Source organism: Acuticoccus kandeliae (genome assembly GCF_003073115.1).
In genome coordinates this window covers 170244-186777 of record NZ_QBBV01000002.1, presented here as the reverse complement: position 1 = coordinate 186777, position 16534 = coordinate 170244, and the positions used below count along the sequence as shown (strand labels likewise).

19 protein-coding genes are annotated in these 16534 nt (G+C 68.2%); 7 read left to right on the top strand and 12 right to left on the bottom strand.

The genetic code is table 11. The annotated features are described in order from the left end of the window. The first annotated feature begins 112 nt into the window (after positions 1 to 112). The 3 genes from DBV35_RS13515 (at position 113) to DBV35_RS13505 (ending at position 3483) form a co-directional block, all read left to right on the top strand. The gene (locus DBV35_RS13515; protein WP_108660855.1) at positions 113 to 1207 is read left to right on the top strand and encodes a TRAP transporter substrate-binding protein; all 1095 of its coding nucleotides are present in this window, start codon (positions 113 to 115) and stop codon (positions 1205 to 1207) included. Between the two features lie 120 nt (positions 1208 to 1327). Then, positions 1328 to 1864, top strand: a complete 537-nt coding sequence (locus DBV35_RS13510) for a TRAP transporter small permease subunit (protein ID WP_108660854.1) — start codon at positions 1328 to 1330, stop codon at positions 1862 to 1864. Further along, entirely contained in the window at positions 1864 to 3483 is a 1620-nt protein-coding gene (locus DBV35_RS13505) for a TRAP transporter large permease (RefSeq protein WP_108660853.1), read from the top strand. The genes DBV35_RS13510 and DBV35_RS13505 overlap by 1 nt, the downstream gene beginning before the upstream one ends. Before the next feature lie 42 nt (positions 3484 to 3525). Here DBV35_RS13505 and DBV35_RS13500 read toward each other — a convergent pair whose 3' ends face one another. After that, on the bottom strand, positions 3526 to 3816 hold the full coding sequence (locus tag DBV35_RS13500; RefSeq protein WP_157961728.1) for a hypothetical protein: 291 nt from the start codon (positions 3814 to 3816) through the stop codon (positions 3526 to 3528). A gap of 401 nt (positions 3817 to 4217) precedes the next feature. After that, positions 4218 to 4919, bottom strand: a complete 702-nt coding sequence (locus tag DBV35_RS13495) for an ArsR/SmtB family transcription factor (protein ID WP_108660851.1) — start codon at positions 4917 to 4919, stop codon at positions 4218 to 4220. A 72-nt stretch (positions 4920 to 4991) separates the two neighbouring features. Between DBV35_RS13495 and DBV35_RS13490 the strand changes: the two genes are divergently transcribed. Next, the gene (locus DBV35_RS13490) at positions 4992 to 5327 is read left to right on the top strand and encodes an NIPSNAP family protein (protein WP_108660850.1); all 336 of its coding nucleotides are present in this window, start codon (positions 4992 to 4994) and stop codon (positions 5325 to 5327) included. A 95-nt stretch (positions 5328 to 5422) separates the two neighbouring features. On the opposite strand, the gene DBV35_RS13485 is transcribed toward DBV35_RS13490, so the two are convergent. Next, positions 5423 to 5902: a cupin domain-containing protein gene (locus DBV35_RS13485; protein WP_108660849.1), complete on the bottom strand. Its 480-nt coding sequence runs from the start codon at positions 5900 to 5902 to the stop codon at positions 5423 to 5425. A 61-nt stretch (positions 5903 to 5963) separates the two neighbouring features. Here DBV35_RS13485 and DBV35_RS13480 point away from each other — a divergent pair, with 61 nt between their 5' ends. Further along, a complete protein-coding gene (locus tag DBV35_RS13480) occupies positions 5964 to 6566 on the top strand; it encodes a TetR/AcrR family transcriptional regulator (protein ID WP_157961727.1) in 603 nt (200 codons plus the stop codon). A 6-nt stretch (positions 6567 to 6572) separates the two neighbouring features. Here DBV35_RS13480 and DBV35_RS13475 read toward each other — a convergent pair whose 3' ends face one another. From DBV35_RS13475 to uvrC, 4 genes are read right to left on the bottom strand one after another with little or no spacing between them, the layout of a single operon-like run. Then, on the bottom strand, positions 6573 to 7031 hold the full coding sequence (locus DBV35_RS13475; protein ID WP_108660847.1) for a molybdenum cofactor biosynthesis protein MoaE: 459 nt from the start codon (positions 7029 to 7031) through the stop codon (positions 6573 to 6575). Continuing rightward, entirely contained in the window at positions 7028 to 7279 is a 252-nt protein-coding gene (gene moaD / locus DBV35_RS13470; RefSeq protein ID WP_108660846.1) for a molybdopterin converting factor subunit 1, read from the bottom strand. The genes DBV35_RS13475 and moaD overlap by 4 nt, the downstream gene beginning before the upstream one ends. Next, on the bottom strand, positions 7276 to 7833 hold the full coding sequence (gene pgsA, locus DBV35_RS13465) for a CDP-diacylglycerol--glycerol-3-phosphate 3-phosphatidyltransferase (protein WP_108660845.1): 558 nt from the start codon (positions 7831 to 7833) through the stop codon (positions 7276 to 7278). The genes moaD and pgsA overlap by 4 nt, the downstream gene beginning before the upstream one ends. Beyond that, entirely contained in the window at positions 7830 to 9905 is a 2076-nt protein-coding gene (gene uvrC / locus DBV35_RS13460; RefSeq protein WP_425428471.1) for an excinuclease ABC subunit UvrC, read from the bottom strand. The genes pgsA and uvrC overlap by 4 nt, the downstream gene beginning before the upstream one ends. Before the next feature lie 171 nt (positions 9906 to 10076). Here uvrC and DBV35_RS13455 point away from each other — a divergent pair, with 171 nt between their 5' ends. Next, the gene (locus DBV35_RS13455) at positions 10077 to 10304 is read left to right on the top strand and encodes a hypothetical protein (protein WP_108660843.1); all 228 of its coding nucleotides are present in this window, start codon (positions 10077 to 10079) and stop codon (positions 10302 to 10304) included. A gap of 2 nt (positions 10305 to 10306) precedes the next feature. On the opposite strand, the gene DBV35_RS13450 is transcribed toward DBV35_RS13455, so the two are convergent. The 3 genes from DBV35_RS13450 to DBV35_RS13440 all read right to left on the bottom strand — a co-directional run bounded on the left by DBV35_RS13450 (position 10307) and on the right by DBV35_RS13440 (position 12000). Then, a complete protein-coding gene (locus DBV35_RS13450; RefSeq protein ID WP_425428470.1) occupies positions 10307 to 11065 on the bottom strand; it encodes an SDR family oxidoreductase in 759 nt (252 codons plus the stop codon). Positions 11066 to 11220: 155 nt separating this feature from the next. Further along, the gene (locus tag DBV35_RS13445; RefSeq protein ID WP_108660841.1) at positions 11221 to 11535 is read right to left on the bottom strand and encodes a hypothetical protein; all 315 of its coding nucleotides are present in this window, start codon (positions 11533 to 11535) and stop codon (positions 11221 to 11223) included. A 6-nt stretch (positions 11536 to 11541) separates the two neighbouring features. Continuing rightward, positions 11542 to 12000: an Imm26 family immunity protein gene (locus DBV35_RS13440; RefSeq protein WP_108660840.1), complete on the bottom strand. Its 459-nt coding sequence runs from the start codon at positions 11998 to 12000 to the stop codon at positions 11542 to 11544. Positions 12001 to 12329: 329 nt separating this feature from the next. On the opposite strand from DBV35_RS13440, the gene DBV35_RS13435 reads away from it, so the two are divergent. Next, positions 12330 to 13811: an ArnT family glycosyltransferase gene (locus DBV35_RS13435; RefSeq protein ID WP_117434482.1), complete on the top strand. Its 1482-nt coding sequence runs from the start codon at positions 12330 to 12332 to the stop codon at positions 13809 to 13811. On the opposite strand, the gene DBV35_RS13430 is transcribed toward DBV35_RS13435, so the two are convergent. Then, positions 13787 to 14656 (bottom strand): heme-dependent oxidative N-demethylase family protein, encoded by an 870-nt coding sequence (locus DBV35_RS13430; RefSeq protein ID WP_108660838.1) that lies wholly within the window; start codon positions 14654 to 14656, stop codon positions 13787 to 13789. The two genes, DBV35_RS13435 and DBV35_RS13430, sit on opposite strands and share 25 nt — an antisense overlap. 4 nt (positions 14657 to 14660) lie before the next feature. Next, entirely contained in the window at positions 14661 to 16517 is a 1857-nt protein-coding gene (locus DBV35_RS13425; protein ID WP_108660837.1) for a M3 family oligoendopeptidase, read from the bottom strand. Between the last annotated feature and the right edge of the window lie 17 nt (positions 16518 to 16534).

Genomic DNA, 16534 nt, shown 5'->3' with positions numbered 1-16534 from the left:
TGCATCTCGACGCGATGTGGGGCTTGTCCCTACTCGGTTGAAGGGATTACACCACGCGCTCGATTTTCGGCCGCATAACCGGCCGAGAGGGGCGTTAGAGGGAGGAGACAATATGGATCGTCGTTCATTTTTGAAGACGAGCGGTGTTGCGGCTGCTGCTGCCGGTACGGCCACCCTGGCGGCTCCCGCCGTCGCGCAGGGCCGTGTCGAATGGAAGATGGTGACGGCCTGGCCGAAGAATTTCCCCGGCCTCGGCGTGGGCGCGCAGCGTCTCGCCGACCGTATCACCGCTGCGACCGATGGTCGCCTGACCGTGAAGCTCTTCGCGGCCGGCGAGCTGGTCCCCGCGTTCGAAGTGTTCGACGCCGTCGCCAACGGCACGGCCGAGATGTACCACTCGCCCGACTATTATTTCCAAGGCAAGCACCCGGCCTTCTCCTTCTTCACCTCCGTCCCGATGGGCCTCATCACCTCCGAGTTCAACGCGTGGATCCTCCACGGCGGCGGACAGGCGCTGTGGGATGAGCTCTCCGGCCAGTTCGGCATCAAGCCGATCATGTGCGGCAACACCGGCACCCAGATGGGCGGCTGGTTCCGCAACGAGATCAACTCGGTCGACGACCTGCAGGGCCTGAAATTCCGCGCGCCCGGCATGGGCGGCGAAGTGCTGCGCAAGCTCGGCGTCAACGTGATCGCGCTCCCGGCGGGCGAGATCTTCCAGGCGCTCCAGTCCGGCGCGATCGACGCGACCGAGTTCGTCGGCCCGCTGAACGACCTCGCCTTCGGCTTCTATCGCGTGGCGAAATTCTATTACTATCCGGGCTTCCAGGAGCCGAGCGCGGCGATCGCGGCCGGCATCAACCAGGCGGCCTTCAACGCCCTCTCGAAGACCGACCAGGTCATCGTCGAGCAGTGCTGCCTCGCCGAGAACGACAATCTCTATGCCGAGTTCACCGCGAAGAACGGCTCCGCCCTCGCGACGCTCGTCAACCAGCACGGCGTCCAGCTGAAGAAGTACCCGGACGACGTGTTCGACGGCTTCGCCAAGGCCTCCGAAGAGGTCGTGGCGGCGATCGGCGACCATGACGATCTCGCCAAGCGGATTCGCGATAGCTACCTTAAGTCGCGCAAGGAGCTGCGGGCCTGGACTCAGATCGCCGAACAGGCGTACGCGAACGAGCGCACGCGCACGCTCGGCGACGCCTAAGGCCTGATCCGAGCGGCCGGCGCGACGCTTTTCGGCCGCGCCTTCCTATCACCACGGGGTGACGCGTCGTGCGTCACCCCGTTCCTTTTGTGTCCAACCCCGTATACCCGCGTACCCGCCATGGAATTCCTCGCCACCACAATCGACAACACGAACAGGTTCATCGGCAAAGTCGTGTCCTGGTTCGTCATCCTCATGGTGCTGGTACAATTCGGAATTGTCGTCGCGCGATACGTGTTCGGCATCGGCAATCTCTGGGCGCAAGAGTCGATCATCTACATGCACGGCTTCCTGTTCACGCTGGCGGCGGCCTATACGCTGTCGGAGGACGGGCATGTGCGGGTCGACATCTTCTATCGCGGCGCCTCGTTGCGCACGCGCTCGCTCGTGAACCTCTTCGGCTCCGTCTTTCTCCTCATTCCGGTCTCCGTCATCATCGTGGTGTCGAGCTGGAATTACGTCGCCAACTCCTGGCGCATCTTCGAGAAATCGATGGAGAGCTCGGGCATCCCGGCGGTCTTCATCCTCAAGACGGCGATCCCGGTGTTCGGCATCCTGATGGCCGCGCAGGGCGTCGTCCTCGCGCTCCGATCGCTGATGGCCTTGCGAGGACGCGCGGTCGAGCCCTCCGCCCACCCGACGGGGAGCGGCATCTGATGGAGATCGCGGGCGCACTCGACCTCATCATGTTCGGGGCAGCCGTCGTGCTGCTCCTCACCGGCTTTCCCGTCGCCTTCACCCTCGCCGGCACGGGCCTCATCTTCGCCCTCATCGGCTCGCTCTTCGGCGTATTCGACTTCGCGTTCGTGAACGCGCTGCCCCAGCGCATCTACGGCACGATGACCAACGAGGTGCTGGTCGCCGTCCCCCTCTTCATCTTCATGGGGGTGATGCTGGAGCGAAGCCGCGTCGCGGAGGAACTCCTCCAGACGATGGGCCAGCTCTTCGGCCCGCTCCATGGCGGCCTCGGCATCGCGGTCTGCATGGTCGGCGCGCTGCTCGCCGCCTCCACCGGCATCGTCGGCGCGACGGTCGTCACGATGGGCCTTCTCTCGCTGCCCACCATGCTGCGCTACGGCTATTCGCCGGCGCTCGCCTCCGGCACGATCGCGGCCTCCGGCACGCTCGGGCAGATCATCCCGCCCTCGATCGTGCTTGTGATCCTCGGCGACCAGATCTCGAACGCCTACCAGGAATCCCAGCGCGTCCTGCAGGAGCAGGCCTGGGCGAACGGCGACTTTTCGTTCGTGCCGGGCCCGCCAATGTCGGTCGGCGACCTCTTCGCCGCCGCGCTCGTGCCGGGCATCCTCCTCGTCATCGCGTACATGATCTACATGATGATCGTCGCGATCGTGCGCCCGTCGGCCGCCCCGCCGGTGCCGCGCGATCCCGAGAACCCGATCACCCTGAAGCGGATCATCCACGCGCTGGTGCCGCCGATCGTGCTGATCGTCGCCGTGCTCGGCTCGATCCTCGCCGGTGTCGCGACGCCGACCGAGGCTGCGGCCGTCGGCGGCGTCGGCTCGATGCTCCTCGCCGGCTACCGCCTCAACGAACGCAACCCGTACATCATCTACGCTTCGGGCTTCGCGCTGATCGCGCTCCTCGTGCAGACGAGCATGATGGACCTGCGCGTCTCCCGCTCGGTGATCCCGGAGACGGACCAGATCGGCATCTATGTCGCGGCCGTGCTCGTCGCGATCGTGGCGCTCGGCCTCCTCGTGTCGATCTACCGGATCGCGCGCGCCCGCGTGCTGGTGTCGGTCGTCCGCTCCACGGCGGAGATCACGTCGATGGTGTTCGTGATCCTCATCGGCGCGGCGCTCTTCAGCCTCGTCTTCCGCGGGCTTGGCGGCGACGAGCTCGTCGAGCAGGCGCTGTCGGACATTCCGGGCGGGGCGCTTGGCGCGCTGATCGCCGTGATGCTGATGATGTTCATCCTCGGCTTCTTCCTCGACTTCCTGGAGATCGTCTTCGTCGTGGTGCCGCTGGTGGCGCCCGTTCTCCTGATGCTCGAGATGCCGGACGGCACGACGATGAGCCCGGTCTGGCTCGGCGTCATGATGGCGGTGAACCTGCAGACCTCGTTCCTGACGCCGCCCTTCGGCTTCGCCCTCTTCTACCTGCGCGGCGTCGCGCCGCCGGAGGTGAAGACCACGCAGATCTATCTCGGCATCATCCCCTTCGTGCTGATCCAGATCCTGATGCTGGTCGCGCTCTGGTACCTGCCGCAGCTCGCGACCTGGCTGCCCGAGTACATCTACGGCGGCACCTGACCCGCCGCGCGGCGCCGCCCCGTCAAACGGGGCGGGCCGGCGTCAGACGATGATCCCCTCGTCGAGGAGTTCGCGCAGCGCCGCGGGGCTGCGCTGCGGCTCGTAATGCGGCGCGCCGTTCGCGCCGGGGCGCAGAAGCACGCCGAGCACGAGGCCGCCCGCCGTCCGGCACAGCGTGAAGCCGAGCGGCTCGGCCGGGGCGGGCGGGCCGTCGAGCCGATGCACCTTCGGCGCGCCGTCCTCTGGGGCGGACACGGCGAGGGCGGTGCGCAATGCGGCGCGCGCGGCCGGATCGCCAGGATCCGGCGGGGTGGATGTCCAGTCTTTCGTCATGATCGAAACCGCGGGGGCGCGGGCCCGCGCCGGCCCGAGGGGCCGCGCTCGGCGTGCGCGCGTGGAGCGATGCGGCGGAGCCGCGCGGGGCGGGCAGGGTCTGTCGCGACCGTGCCCGCCATGGCTCAAGGCGCGCGGCGTCGGATCGACGGTCTGTCGCTGTCGATCCAGTGGTTCTCTGCGCTCTTGCGCGGATACATCGCCGGTCGTCCCGTCTGGTGTTGCGATCGGATGAGGGTGGGCCTTCGCGCGCGCCGATGCAAACGCCGCCGGACCGCTCCCGATGTCGGTTCGCGCGGGGATTTCGCGCGGAGGCTGCGGATTGCGCGCCGTGATGCGCTTCGGTCCGCCGATCTCGCGCAGAGGTGGCGGGGCGAAGCGTTTCCCAGAAAGCTTTTATGTCAGCCCGGCACGGAACCGTTCGGGAGCGGGAAGGCCGCGTCGAAGGCGGCGAGGCCTGCGCGGGAGAAGGTCACGATGCGCGAGCCCGGTTCCCGCCGCGCCCACTCGCAGGCGTAGAAGCCGGAGAGGAAGGCGCGGCCGAGGCCGCCGGCGAGGTGGGAGCGCCGCTCGCTCCAGTCGAGGCATTCGCGGCAGATCGGTGCGCGGCTCTCGCGCAGCGCGGCGACGTCGATCCCGAATTCGGTGGCGAAGGCGAGGCCGCTGTCGGACGGGGCGAGCCCCTCCTCGCCGGTGACGAGGAAGCCGCGCCCGACGAGGCTCTGGAAGAGGCGGACCCCCATGTCGCCCGCGAGGTGGTTGTAGCAGACGCGGGCGGCGCGGAGCGCCGGGTCGCGCGGGCCGGTGCGGGTGCGCAGGTGCCCCTTGTCCGCCGCGAGCCCCATCAGCGCCTCCAGCGCACGGGCGACCTCGTCGTCCGCCAGCGCGTAATATTTGTGGCGGCCCTGGCGGCGCGGGGCGACGAAGCCGCCACCCTCCAGCTTGGCGAGGTGGGCGCTCGCGGTCGGCAGCGTGACGCCGGCCTCGCCCGCGAGCTCGCTGACGGTCAGCGCCTTCCCGCTCATGAGGGCGGTGAGCATGTTGGCGCGGGCGGGATCGCCGATGAGCGCGCCGACGCGGGCGATGTCGGGGCCGTGTTTCATACTTCGATGGTAGCCGAAGCATTCGCGCCGATCAATGCGCTACCTCTCCGTCGAACCCAACGGAGGATCCCGATGATCACCTGCGTCATCCGCTATCATATCGACCCGACGAAGACGCTCGCCTTCACCCACTACGCGCAGAATTGGGGCGTCGCGATCCCGCGCTGCGGCGCCGATCTCATCGGCTATTTCGCGCCGCACGAGGGTTCGGCGACGCGCGCCTACGGCCTCTACAACATCGAGTCCCTCGCCGCGTACGAGGCCTATCGCGCCCGCCTAGCCGACGACCCTCTCGGCAAGGAGAACTACGCCTTCGCCCGACGCGAAGGGCTGATCGCGCGCGAGGACCGGACATTCCTGCGCCGCGTCGACCTCGCGCCGCCCCGACCGGCCGTCGGGGGGCGATAGAGCGGCTCTCGCTCGATTGGAATCGATCGTGCGGGAGAAAGCCGCTCGACAACAAAGAGCGAGAGCATCCCGCCCTCGCACGAGCGCGGGATGCTCTAATTCCCGCCGACCATCTCGATACCGGCGCGCTCGGCGGCGGCGAGGAGGCGGGGGATGTCGGGCGCGGCCGGGGTGGGGAAGACGGCATTGTCGGCGACGGGGTCGCCCGCCTCGCAGAAGAAGCGCTCGTGCGGGCCGGCGGGGAGGTTGATGATCAGCATCCGCGCCGTCTCCGGCCCCGGATTGCGGAAGGCGTGCACCGCGCCGGCGGGGACGAAGAAGAAGTCGCCCGGCCGGCCGACCGCGACGTTCCCGTCGATCTCGAACTCGTAGGCGCCGTCGAGCACGTAGAAGGCCTCGGCGTCGCCCTGCCGGTGGGCGGGCGTGCCGAGGCCGGGCGCCGTCGCCGCCTCCACCAGCGAGAACGCGCCGCCAGTGCGGTCGGCCGTGGCGCGGAAGGTGACGAGGGTGCCGAGAAGATGGACCGTGGCGCCGGCCGTGGGCGCGACGGTGGAAAGGGAGGCGGACGTGCTCATGTCAGTCCTTTTATGATACAAATGTCTCTTAATGAGACAAGCGTCTCATAATGGAGGTTGCATGGAGCGTCAACGCCGATCCGAGCGTGTCGGTCAGAAGCAGCGCACGCGGCACGCCCTTCTCGCGGCGGCACGCGCGCTGATGGAGGAGGGCGAGACGGCCACGGTGCAGGCGGCGGCCGACCGCGCGGGGATCTCGCGCGCGACGGCCTACCGCTATTTCTCCCGGCCGGAGGCGCTCGCCGAGGAGGCGGCGCTCGACGGGATCGCGGGCGAATTCGAGGGGCTCGATCTGAAGGCCGCGATCGCGGCGACGGTCGACCCCGCGCGGCGGGCGGAGGATGTCGTCTCGGCCGTCCTGACGATGGTGGCCGACAACGAGGCGCTGTTCCGCAACTATCTGAACGTCGTCGCCACCGGGGCAGGCGTCTCGCGCGGGGCGCGGCGCGTGCGCTGGCTGCGCGAGGCGCTCGCCCCGCTGGAGGCCGAGCTTTCGCCGGAGGATTTCGCGCGGACGATCAACGCGCTCGCGCTGCTCTCGGGCATCGAGACGCTGATCGTGCTGAAGGACGTGTGCGGGCTGGAGCGTGCCGAGATGGACGCGACGGTGCGCTGGATCGCGCGGATGCTCCTCAACGGCGTCCGCGCCGGGGCGACAGGCTGAGCGGCCTCAGCCCTTCGCGGCCCAGCGCTCGCGGGCAAGGTCGTCGGCCTGGTTCGCCTCGACCCAGGGGCCGGTCGTCCCGTCCACGAGGTGCTCGCGCTTCCAGAAGGGGGCGTCAGTCTTCAGGAAATCCATGACGAAGCGCACCGCGTCGAACGCTGCGTCGCGGTGGCTCGACGTCGCGCCGACGAAGACGATCGGCTCGCCGACCTTCACGAGGCCGTAGCGGTGGACAGCGACGATGGCGCGGACCGGCCAGCGGCCCATCGCGGTCTCGGCGATGCGGGTGATCTCAGCCTCGGCCATGCCGGGATAATGCTCGAGCTCGAGCGCGGAGAGGCGGCCCGCCTCGCCGCGGCAGAGGCCGAGAAAGGTCGCGACAGCGCCGACATCCGGGTCCTCGCCGAGCTTGGCGAGGGCGGCGGCGGGGTCGAGCGCCTCGCCGGTGAGCCAGACGTCGATCATCCGCCCGTCATCGGCGGGAAGAGGGCGACCTCGCGCGCGCCGGACAGCGGCGCGTCGTGGCGCACATGGCGCTGGTCGACGGCGACGCGGATGAACTTGTCGCGCTCCAGCGCGTGCGCGTACTCCTCGCCCCGCCCCTTCAGCCACACGATGAGGTCGCCGGCGGTGCCGACTGTCGCGGGCAGCTCGATCTCTTCCTCGGCGACGCCGATCCGCTCGCGGACCCAGGCGAAATATTTCACCTTCACGCCTCTTCCTTCCATGCCATGCGCGTGCCCCAGATATATTGCCAGCCGCTGACCAGCGTCAGCACCACCGCGATCCACAACAGGACGAGGCCGAAAATCACGACGGTCTGCGGTGCCCCGGTGATCGGCGCGCCGATCAGGACGGCGAGCGCCACGAGCTGGACGGTGGTCTTCCACTTGGCGAACATCGTCGCCGGGACGACCACGCCCTTGGTCCCCAGATGCTCACGAAGGCCCGAGATTCCAATCTCCCGGATGAGGATCAGCGCGGCGGCGAGGGCGTTGAGGCCGCCGATCGTCCCTTCCGCGCACAGCATCAGCAGCGTCACGCCGACGAGGAGCTTGTCGGCGATGGAATCGAGCATCCGCCCGAAGGACGAGATCTGGTTGAGCTTTCGCGCCAGGTAGCCGTCGAACCAGTCGGTCACGGCGGCGAGCACGAAGATGACGAGCGCCGCGAAGCGCACGTCCCCGAACGGCCAAACGAGCAGGACGGCGATCGCGAACACGCCGATACAGCGCAGGATCGTCAGGATGTTGGGGATCGTGATCATCGCGAGGCCGGGGCGTTGGCGGCGTGGAAGTGGTCGTAGACGCGCCGGGCGACGCTTTCCGAGATGCCGTCCACCGCGACGAGGTCCTCGACCCCCGCCTTGGCGACGGCCTTCGCCGTGCCGAAATGGCGCAGGAGCGCGCGCTTTCGGGCGGTGCCGATCCCCTGGATCTCGTCGAGTGGGTTCGCCACGAGTGCCTTCTTTCTCCGGGCCCGGTGCGCCCCGATGGCGAAACGGTGGGCTTCGTCTCTCAGCCGCTGAATGAAATAGAGCACAGGATCGCGCGGGGGGAGGCGGAAAGGTGTGCGGCCGGACTGGTGGAACTCCTCGCGCCCCGCGTCGCGGTCGACGCCCTTGGCGACGCCGACGAGCGGGACGTCGGTGATCCCGAGGGCGGTCAGCGTCTCGCGCGCGGCGGTGAGCTGGCCCGCCCCGCCGTCGATGAGGACGAGGTCCGGCCAGGGGCCGAGCGTGCCGCTGTCGGCCGGCTCGTCCTCGTCGTCCTGGTCCGGTTCGATCGCGGCGTCCGGGTCGACCGTCTCGCGCGGGGCCTCCTTCAGGAGGCGGGAGAAGCGGCGGGTCAGGACCTCGCGCATCATGCCGAAATCGTCGCCGGGGGTGAGGTCCTCCGACTTGATGTTGAACTTGCGATAGTGGGTCTTCGAGAAGCCCTCCGGCCCCGCGACGATCATGCCGCCGACGGCGGACGAGCCCATGATGTGGGAGTTGTCGTAGACCTCGATCCGGCGCGGCGTCGCGGCGAGGCCGAACGTGTCGGCAAGGCCCGCGAGGAGCTTTTCCTGGCTCTGCCGCTCCGACAGGCGACGCCCCAGCGCCTCGCGCGCGTTGGTGAGGGCATGCTCCACGAGGTCGCGCTTCACGCCGCGCTGGGGGACGAGCACCTCCACCTTGCGCGCCGCCTTCTCGGAGAAGGCGGCGATGAGGAGGTCGCGCTCCGGCACCTCGTGCGAGAGGAAGATCGCGCGCGGCACGGGCTTGTCGTCGTAGAACTGGGCGAGGAAGGTCTGGAGCACGTCCGGCGCGTCGAGCCCCTCGTCCTTCGGGAAGAAGGCGCGGTTGCCCCAGTTCTGGCCGGTGCGGAAGAAGAAGACCTGCACGCACGTCTCGCCCCCGTCCTGGTGGACGGCGAAGACGTCGGCCTCCTCGATCCCCTGCGCGTTGATGCCCTGGTGGCTGTCGACGTGGGAGAGGGAGGCGAGGCGGTCGCGGATGCGGGCCGCGCGCTCGAACTCCAGCGCCTCGGCGGCCGCTTCCATCTCCACGGCGAGCTTCTTGCGGATCGTCTGCGACTTGCCGGACAGGAACGCGCTCGCCTCGGCGACGAGGTCGGAATAGTCGGCGAGCGAGATCTCCCCGGTGCAGGGCGCCGAGCAGCGCTTGATCTGGAAGAGGAGGCAGGGGCGCGTGCGCGTCTCGTAGACCGAATCCGAGCACGAGCGGATGAGGAAGGCCTTCTGCAGCGCGTTGATCGTCCGGTCCACCGCGCCGGCCGAGGCGAACGGGCCGAAGTAGCGCCCTTTGCGCGAGTGCGCGCCGCGATGCTTCAGGATCTGCGGCGCCTCGTGGTCGCCCGTGAGCAGGATGTACGGGAACGACTTGTCGTCCCGCAGGAGCACATTGTAGCGCGGGCGGAAGCGCTTGATGAGGTTCGCTTCGAGGAGGAGCGCCTCGGTCTCGGTGTTGGTGGTGACGAACTCCATCGCGACGGTGCGGTTCACCATCGACATGAGGCGCGAGGAGAGGCCGATCGGGCGCGAATAGTTGACGACGCGCTTCTTCAGGTTGCGCGCCTTGCCGACATAGAGAACGTCCCCGGACTCGTCGAGCATCCGGTAGACGCCGGGCGCATTGGGCAGGCGCTTCACGGTCTCGGCGATGAGGTCGAAGCCGGTCGCCTCGCTGACGGGGCGGCGGAAGCGCACCTCCTCGCCGCCGGTGCCACGGGCGGAGCCATGCTCAGGCGCGTCGATGATTCGGGTCGATGGATCCATGGGTGACAATCTGGCGTCCCGGGGCGGCGGCCGCAATGCGGCGCCGGGCGATCCCAACATGCCGAAAAGGTGAGCGGGGAGGGAAGTTTGGGAAAAGCGGGATCGCGAACTTTTGCGATCCGGCGAACGGCAACCTAGGAGATAGATCGGAGATTATAAAATCAAAGGTTGACACCGCCATTCCGTTTTGTTGATGTTTCGTTGGGCGCGATGGAATGGGACGGCAGACAAATGGCGAAACAGCACACCATGAAGGCGGACAAATTCCGTGAAGCCGCTATTCGTCGGGTTCGGAATGTGGAGACGACGTTGCGGCGGGTCCGCAATCTTTCGAACCCGACCTCATATGCCTACACGGACGACGAGATCGACCGCATCTTCGAGCATCTGCAGATGGTGCTGGACCGGACGCGGGAGAGCTTTTCCCGTCCGCAGGGGCGCGAGCAATTCTCCCTGTGAATCTACTCTCGGATCAGAGCGTCGGGTGTTTGCCAGGCGAGATGCTGACCCCCGTCGAGGGCGATCATCTGGCCGGTGATCGACGGGGTGTTGTCGAGAAACCGGATCGTCGCCCCGAACTCCTCGAGGCGCGGCGCCGCCTGAAGGGGAATGGCGCGGGTGAGCGCGGCAAACTCCTCCGCCGTCTGTGAGGCGGAGCGCAGGACCGGCCCGGGCCCGAGCGCGACGACGCGCACGTCAGGCGCCAGCGCCTGGGCCATCGTCTGCGTGATCCACCAGAGCGTCGCCTTCGACGCCGCGTAACTGAAGAATTGCGGCGTCGGCTTCCACACCCGCTGATCGACGAGATTGACGACGAGCCCCCTCCCGGCGGCCTTGGCGAACGCCTCGGCAAGGCGGGCGGGCGCCTCGGCGTTGATCGCGAACTGGCGCCGCCACCCCTCGCTTGTCAGCGTGCCGACAGCGTCGGCCTCGAACACCGACGCGTTGTTGACGAGCACCGAGAGCGGCCCGATCGCCGCGATCGCAGCGGGGACGATGGCGTCGACGTCCTCGGCGACCGCGAGGTCGCCGGTCACGACGCCCGTGCGCACCCCATGCTCGGCCGCGAGCGCTTCGGCGAGCGCCTCCGCCTCCGCGCGGGAGCGGTTGGCGTGGATCGCGATGTTGTAGCCGTGGGCGGCGAGGTCGGTGGCGATCGCGCGGCCGATGCGGTGCGCCGCCCCCGTGACGAGGGCGCTGCGGTGTGAAGGCGGGTTCAATCGGACCTCGTCGTTCATGGCCGGGGGGAGGGCGCGGCATGAGGCCGGCCTCCGTCGCGCACATCGTCAGACACCCCAGCGCCCGGGGGTGTGTCGGGCAAAACTCTCCCGGGCAGATCTATGTCGGACATGCTTCGGCCGACAGGGGGATCTCTTCAGAGGGGGATTTTTACCGCGATGGCGTTCCGGTCGTCCGCCTCGCCATATCGCTTTACGGCGAAGCCGCCGCGCGCAAGCGGGCATGCCTTCAAGATGGGCTCGACAACCCCGAACAGCCGATCTGCGTCGGGACCATACATAAAGAGGACGCAGGTGCCGCCGCCGAATTCCTCTCCATCGAATTCACCGACGCCATAGGTGTTGATGGCAGTCGCAAGTGAATCCGCCAAATCGGAAATGATCTCTCGTTCTCGATCGGAGCCGAATGGATCCTCAACGAGGGGAATGCGGGCGATGACTGCTTGATCCATCTAAAATTACTTCAGAAGAGATGATAATACGTTCTCGACGTACCCGCTGCCGGCGAAGCCTTCGGTTGGGAGATCCAGGTCGTGTTCGAGCTTTTCGAAGCTCACGATCTTTTCCGGGTCGTTGTCGTCGTAGCGCACGAGAAGCGGTTTGAGCAGACCCAACGGATCTCGCCTGACGTGATCGACCATCGGCCATTCGGCAGGATTCCAATTGGGAAGCAGGCCAATGATGGGCCACGTCCCCTTGAGCAGTCTCTGATCTCCAAATCGAAGCATCAATATAGCCTGCTCCGCTTTGGGGGCTGCATGGCGTGCATCGGCTGTCTGAACAATTCGTGGGCCAATGAAGTAGCCGAATCGGATCTCGCCATCAGGTGAAGATCGAGCGATCACACCTCTAGCGAAACCATCTGGCTTCAATGGGACCAAAAACACTGTGCCATTCGGAAGAGAGTGCTTCGTCATTTTTTGAACTTGGCTAAATATTTCCTGACCAATTTGGGCTGGGGCGATCTATTTTTCTTTGTATCCGCAAGTCCGCGTGCGCCGGACCGCCGGCGCCTACAAGGGGCCAATTTTCCAGGTCGGCTCATCATTTCGCAAGCAAAAGATGTCAAGGCGTTTGGACCGAACGAGGCCACACCGCTCGAACGGGCATCGTCGGACGCATCCGGATCGCATCGGGCCCGGCCGTCATGCAATCGCCGGCCGGCAATCGCGGTTCCGAAGCGATGGCGCTTGACTGTGGCTGTTCAACGCGCTTTGGCGGGGCCGATCAGCCGGAAGGCCCGTGGATGACAGTCTCGCTCCCGCACGACGGCGTGCGCGCCTTTTCCCTCGGTCGCGTGGATCGCCTCGCACCGGGCGTCGTCGTGTGCGCCATCCTCCTCTATGTCGCGCTGATCTTCGTCGTCCGCCTCTCCCTCTCGCCCTATCTCGAGATCGACGAGGCGCAGTTCCTCGGCGCGGTGGACCTTCGCTTCGTCTACGGCAACTCCCATCCGCCGCTCTACAACTGGCTGGTGCGCGGCGCTCTGGAGGTGACAGGCTGGCGCTGGGCGCTCTCGGTCGCGCTGGTGAAGGCGGTCCTCCTCGCCGCGACCCATCTCTTCATCTTCGACGCGGCGCGCCGGATCCTCGGCACGGGCGGCGGGATCGTCGCGCTCGCAGCGGCGGCGCTGATGCCGCAGGTGAGCTGGATGTCCGCCCACACGCTCGCCCATTCGGTGCTCGTGATGGCCGCATCCGCCGGCATCGTCCACGCGGTCGTGCGGATCGCGGTGCGGCCGACGGCGGGCGCCTTCATCGCGCTCGGCCTCACGGCCGGGGTCGGGATGCTCGCGAAGTTCAACATCGCGCTCCTCATCGCCCCGCTCGCGATCGCCCTCGTCGCGGATCCTTTCATGCGGGCGCGGATCCGCAGGCCGGCCGCCTTGTGGGCACCGGCCCTCTTCGTTCTTCTCGCCGGGCCCGCCCTCGTCGCCTCCGCGCTCCACTTCGCGGCCTCGACCGAGCGGATGGAGAAGCTCTACCGGCACAGCCTCTTCGCGCCCGTGGACCTGCCGCTGGTCGGCATCGACGGGCTTCTCGCACTCCTCCTCGCGATCCTCGCCTCTGGCGGGATCGTCCTCGGGCTCATCCTTCTCTTCGGTGACCGCATGAGCCCGCTCGGCGAGATCACCGATGCCGTCCGCCGCACGCTCTGGCGCACGATGGGGATCGGCCTCGCCGGCTTCGCGCTCTTCATCTTCGCGACCGACATGTCCGCCGTCGCCGAGCGCTATCTCACCCCGCTGATGATGCCGCTCCCCGTCCTCGCCGCGATCAGCCTGTCGACCTGGCGCTGGCGCGGCATCCTGATCCTCACCGGCGCGATCGCCTTCCTCGCCGTGCCCGTCGGGATGGCGGGGATGGTGGCGTTCGACAAGCACCGCTGGGCGCGCCCCTACGACGCCGTCGCGACGGAGATCGCCGCAAGCGCGCCGGTGGGGGCGATCACGGTGGAAGGTGCGGCGGAGGACCTCGCCGCGAACATCACGCTCGGGCTTCGCCGCGCCGGGCGCACGGCCGCCGTGGTGACGGACCGCCTCAGCGCGCCGGGCCCGGTGCTGGTGCGCGTGTGGGCGGGCCATGACCCGCTGCCCGACGATTTCTGGCCCGACCCTGTTGGCGTCTGCCCCGTCGCGACGCTGACGCCGGCGCCGCCCTTCCTCAACTTCACGAAGCGGACGATGCCGGTGACGGCGGTGATCTACACCGCCGCCGCCTGCGGCTGAGCGAGATCGTCGAGCCGGGCGAGGATGCGCTCGCGCGCCAGCGTCAGGCCCTTATAGGCGAGCTCGTCCGCGTCGAGGCCGGCGAGCTGGTCGGCGAGCCCGCGCGCGAGCCGCGGCCCCTCCGGATGCGCGGCGAGCGCCGCGACCGGGTCGAGCATCACCTTGATCGTGAAGAGGATGTCGCCGGACGCCGGGAGCTTGCGCAGCGTCTGCCGCTCCACGCGCACGAGGAGATGGTCAAGCGAGCCTTCGCGCGGCGCCGCCTCGTGCTTCGAGGTGTCCATCCTGAGGCCGCCGCCGAACTGGAGCGACCAGTTGAGGCGCCACACGATCGCGTCCGGCTGGAGCGCGTCGAAGATGCGGGCGACGCGCGCCCCCATCGGCCCCGCCCAGCCCGGCACATTGGCGTGGATCGTGTCCATCGGCCGGCCGAACTTCTCGGCGAGCGACCAGGCGGAGGGGAAGGCGAGGGCGGCCGAGGCGAGACGCCACGCATCCGCCCCGCGCCGCATGAGGACGAGATCGTCCTGCACCATCATCGCCGCCCTGACGAGGGGCGGCGCGTCGGGCCAATCCGCCGCGCGCCCGTCCCCGAGCCCGCGGGCGGCGAGGTGGGCGGCGATGAGGGCGAGCGCTTCGGCCTCGGCCGCCGCCATGTCGGGCTCGGCCCGGTAGGCGTCCGTGTGCGCGGCGAAGATCCCGGCCTTTTCGGCAAGGTTCGCCGCGCGCCGGTCGTCGGTCTCGATCCAGTCCGCCTCCGCGAGGGGCGCCATGCCGATCGTGAACGGCCGGTGGCGCCCCGCATAGGGGGCGTGGAGGGGGCGAGGCGCGGCCGGCCCCTCCATCGCGTCAGGCCGCGGCGTCGGCGGCTTCGAGCTCGTCGATCAGCCGCGCGATGACGGAGAGGCCGGTCTGCCAGAAGGCGGGGTCGCGCGCATCGAGGCCGAACGGGGCGAGCAGCTCCGAATAGTGGCGCGTGCCACCGGCGGACAGCAACGCGAAGTATTTCTCCGCGAAGCCATCCGGCTCCTTTTCGTAGACGCCGTAGAGCGAGTTCACCATGCAGTCGCCGAACGCATAGGCGTAGACGTAGAAGGGCGAATTGATGAAGTGCGGCACGTAGGACCAGAACACTTCATATCCGTCCGACACCCGCACGGCGGAGCCGAGCGACTCGCCCTGCACCTTCAGCCACAACTCGCCGAGCTTCTCGGCGGTCAGTTCGCCGTTCCGCCGCTCGGTGTGGACGTAGCGCTCGAAGGTGTAGAACGCGATCTGGCGCACCACGGTGTTGATCATGTCCTCCACCTTGGAGGCGAGCATCACGCGGCGCGTGCGCGCGTCGGGCGCGTTGTCGAGCAGGCGGCGGAAGGTCAGCATCTCGCCGAACACCGAGGCGGTCTCGGCGAGCGTCAGCGGCGTCGGCGCCATCAGCGCCCCGTTCGGCGCGGCGAGGATCTGGTGCACCCCGTGGCCGAGCTCGTGGGCGAGCGTCATCACGTCCCGCGTGCGGCCCTGATAGTTGAGGAGCACATAGGGGTGCGCCGACGGCACGGTCGGGTGCGAGAAGGCGCCCGGCGCCTTGCCCGGCCGGATCGGCGCGTCGATCCACGGATTGTCGAAGAATTTCTGCGCAAGGTCGGCGAGCTTCGGCGAGAAGGTGCCGTAGGAGGACAGCACCATCTCCTTGGCGTCCGCCCAGGGGATGGTCCGGTCGTCGGCCTCGGGAAGCGGCGCGTTGCGGTCCCACGTGTCGAGCGCGTCCTTGCCGAACCACTTCGCCTTCATCGCATAGTAGCGGTGGGAGAGGCGCGGATAGGCGTCGCGCACCGCGCTCACCAGCGCGTCCACGACCTCCGGCTCCACGCGGTTCGCGAGGTGGCGCGAGTCGGCGACATCCTTGAAGCCGCGCCAGCGGTCGGAGATCTCCTTGTCCTTCGCCAGCGTGTTGGTGATCAGCGTGAAGGTGCGTTCCGAGCCCTTCAGCGCCTTGCCGATCCCGTCCGAGGCCGCCTTGCGCACACTCTCCTTCGGGTCGAGCAGCTTGTTCAGCGCCTCCTCCAGCGTCACCGGGTCGTCTTCGCCGATGTCGCAGCGCAGGGCCGCGATCGTCTCGTCGAAGAGGCGCGTCCACGCCGTGCGCGAGGAGACCGACTTGTCGAGGAAGAGGCGCTCGATCTCGTCATCGAGCTGGTAGGGCCGCTCCTTGCGCAGATCGTCGATGAAGGGGCGGTAGTGGGCGGCGGCCGGGTCCGCGAGGGCGGCATCCATCGCCTTGTCGTCGATCCGGTTCAGCTCCAGCGGGAAGAAGAGGAGGTGGGCGGAGAGCTGGGTCAGCTTGTCCGACACGTCGCCATAGGTCTTGGCGTAGGTCGGGTTGGTGGTGTCGGTCGCATAGAGGAGGCCGGCATAGGAGCCGATGCGGCCGATGCGGTCCTCCAATGCCTCGAAGCGGGCGAGGATCGCGCCGAGCGCGGCGCCGCCACCCGGCGCGGCGAGCGTCGCCGCGAGGCGTCCCTTGTGCTCGGTCTCGAATTCCTTCGCGTCCTCGGCGAGCGATGCGAGGTCCGCCGCGAGCTCGGGCGAGTCGGGTGCGGTGTAGAAATCGGAAAGGTCCCACTCCGGCAGGCTTCCGAGTTTGGCTGCGGCGCCGGCGCGCTCGACCGACTCATGTGGCAAATTTGCGTGTGTCTGGTGGAAACTCATCGGGAAGCCTTCAACGG

Bases quoted from the DNA above. Each gene is read 5' to 3' on its own strand.
- DBV35_RS13480 (WP_157961727.1), top strand. From the start codon at position 5,964: ATGGAGCGTCAACGCCGATCCGAGCGTGTCGGTCAGAAGCAGCGCACG.
- DBV35_RS13490 (WP_108660850.1), top strand. From the start codon at position 4,992: ATGATCACCTGCGTCATCCGCTATCATATCGACCCGACGAAGACGCTC.
- DBV35_RS13515 (WP_108660855.1), top strand. From the start codon at position 113: ATGGATCGTCGTTCATTTTTGAAGACGAGCGGTGTTGCGGCTGCTGCT.
- DBV35_RS13475 (WP_108660847.1), bottom strand. From the start codon at position 7,031: ATGATCGACGTCTGGCTCACCGGCGAGGCGCTCGACCCCGCCGCCGCC.
- DBV35_RS13485 (WP_108660849.1), bottom strand. From the start codon at position 5,902: ATGAGCACGTCCGCCTCCCTTTCCACCGTCGCGCCCACGGCCGGCGCC.
- DBV35_RS13455 (WP_108660843.1), top strand. From the start codon at position 10,077: ATGGCGAAACAGCACACCATGAAGGCGGACAAATTCCGTGAAGCCGCT.
- DBV35_RS13500 (WP_157961728.1), bottom strand. From the start codon at position 3,816: ATGACGAAAGACTGGACATCCACCCCGCCGGATCCTGGCGATCCGGCC.
- DBV35_RS13440 (WP_108660840.1), bottom strand. From the start codon at position 12,000: ATGACGAAGCACTCTCTTCCGAATGGCACAGTGTTTTTGGTCCCATTG.
- pgsA (WP_108660845.1), bottom strand. From the start codon at position 7,833: ATGATCACGATCCCCAACATCCTGACGATCCTGCGCTGTATCGGCGTG.
- DBV35_RS13425 (WP_108660837.1), bottom strand. From the start codon at position 16,517: ATGAGTTTCCACCAGACACACGCAAATTTGCCACATGAGTCGGTCGAG.
- uvrC (WP_425428471.1), bottom strand. From the start codon at position 9,905: ATGTTGGGATCGCCCGGCGCCGCATTGCGGCCGCCGCCCCGGGACGCC.
- DBV35_RS13435 (WP_117434482.1), top strand. From the start codon at position 12,330: ATGACAGTCTCGCTCCCGCACGACGGCGTGCGCGCCTTTTCCCTCGGT.
- DBV35_RS13445 (WP_108660841.1), bottom strand. From the start codon at position 11,535: ATGGATCAAGCAGTCATCGCCCGCATTCCCCTCGTTGAGGATCCATTC.
- DBV35_RS13430 (WP_108660838.1), bottom strand. From the start codon at position 14,656: ATGGAGGGGCCGGCCGCGCCTCGCCCCCTCCACGCCCCCTATGCGGGG.
- DBV35_RS13495 (WP_108660851.1), bottom strand. From the start codon at position 4,919: ATGAAACACGGCCCCGACATCGCCCGCGTCGGCGCGCTCATCGGCGAT.
- DBV35_RS13510 (WP_108660854.1), top strand. From the start codon at position 1,328: ATGGAATTCCTCGCCACCACAATCGACAACACGAACAGGTTCATCGGC.
- DBV35_RS13505 (WP_108660853.1), top strand. From the start codon at position 1,864: ATGGAGATCGCGGGCGCACTCGACCTCATCATGTTCGGGGCAGCCGTC.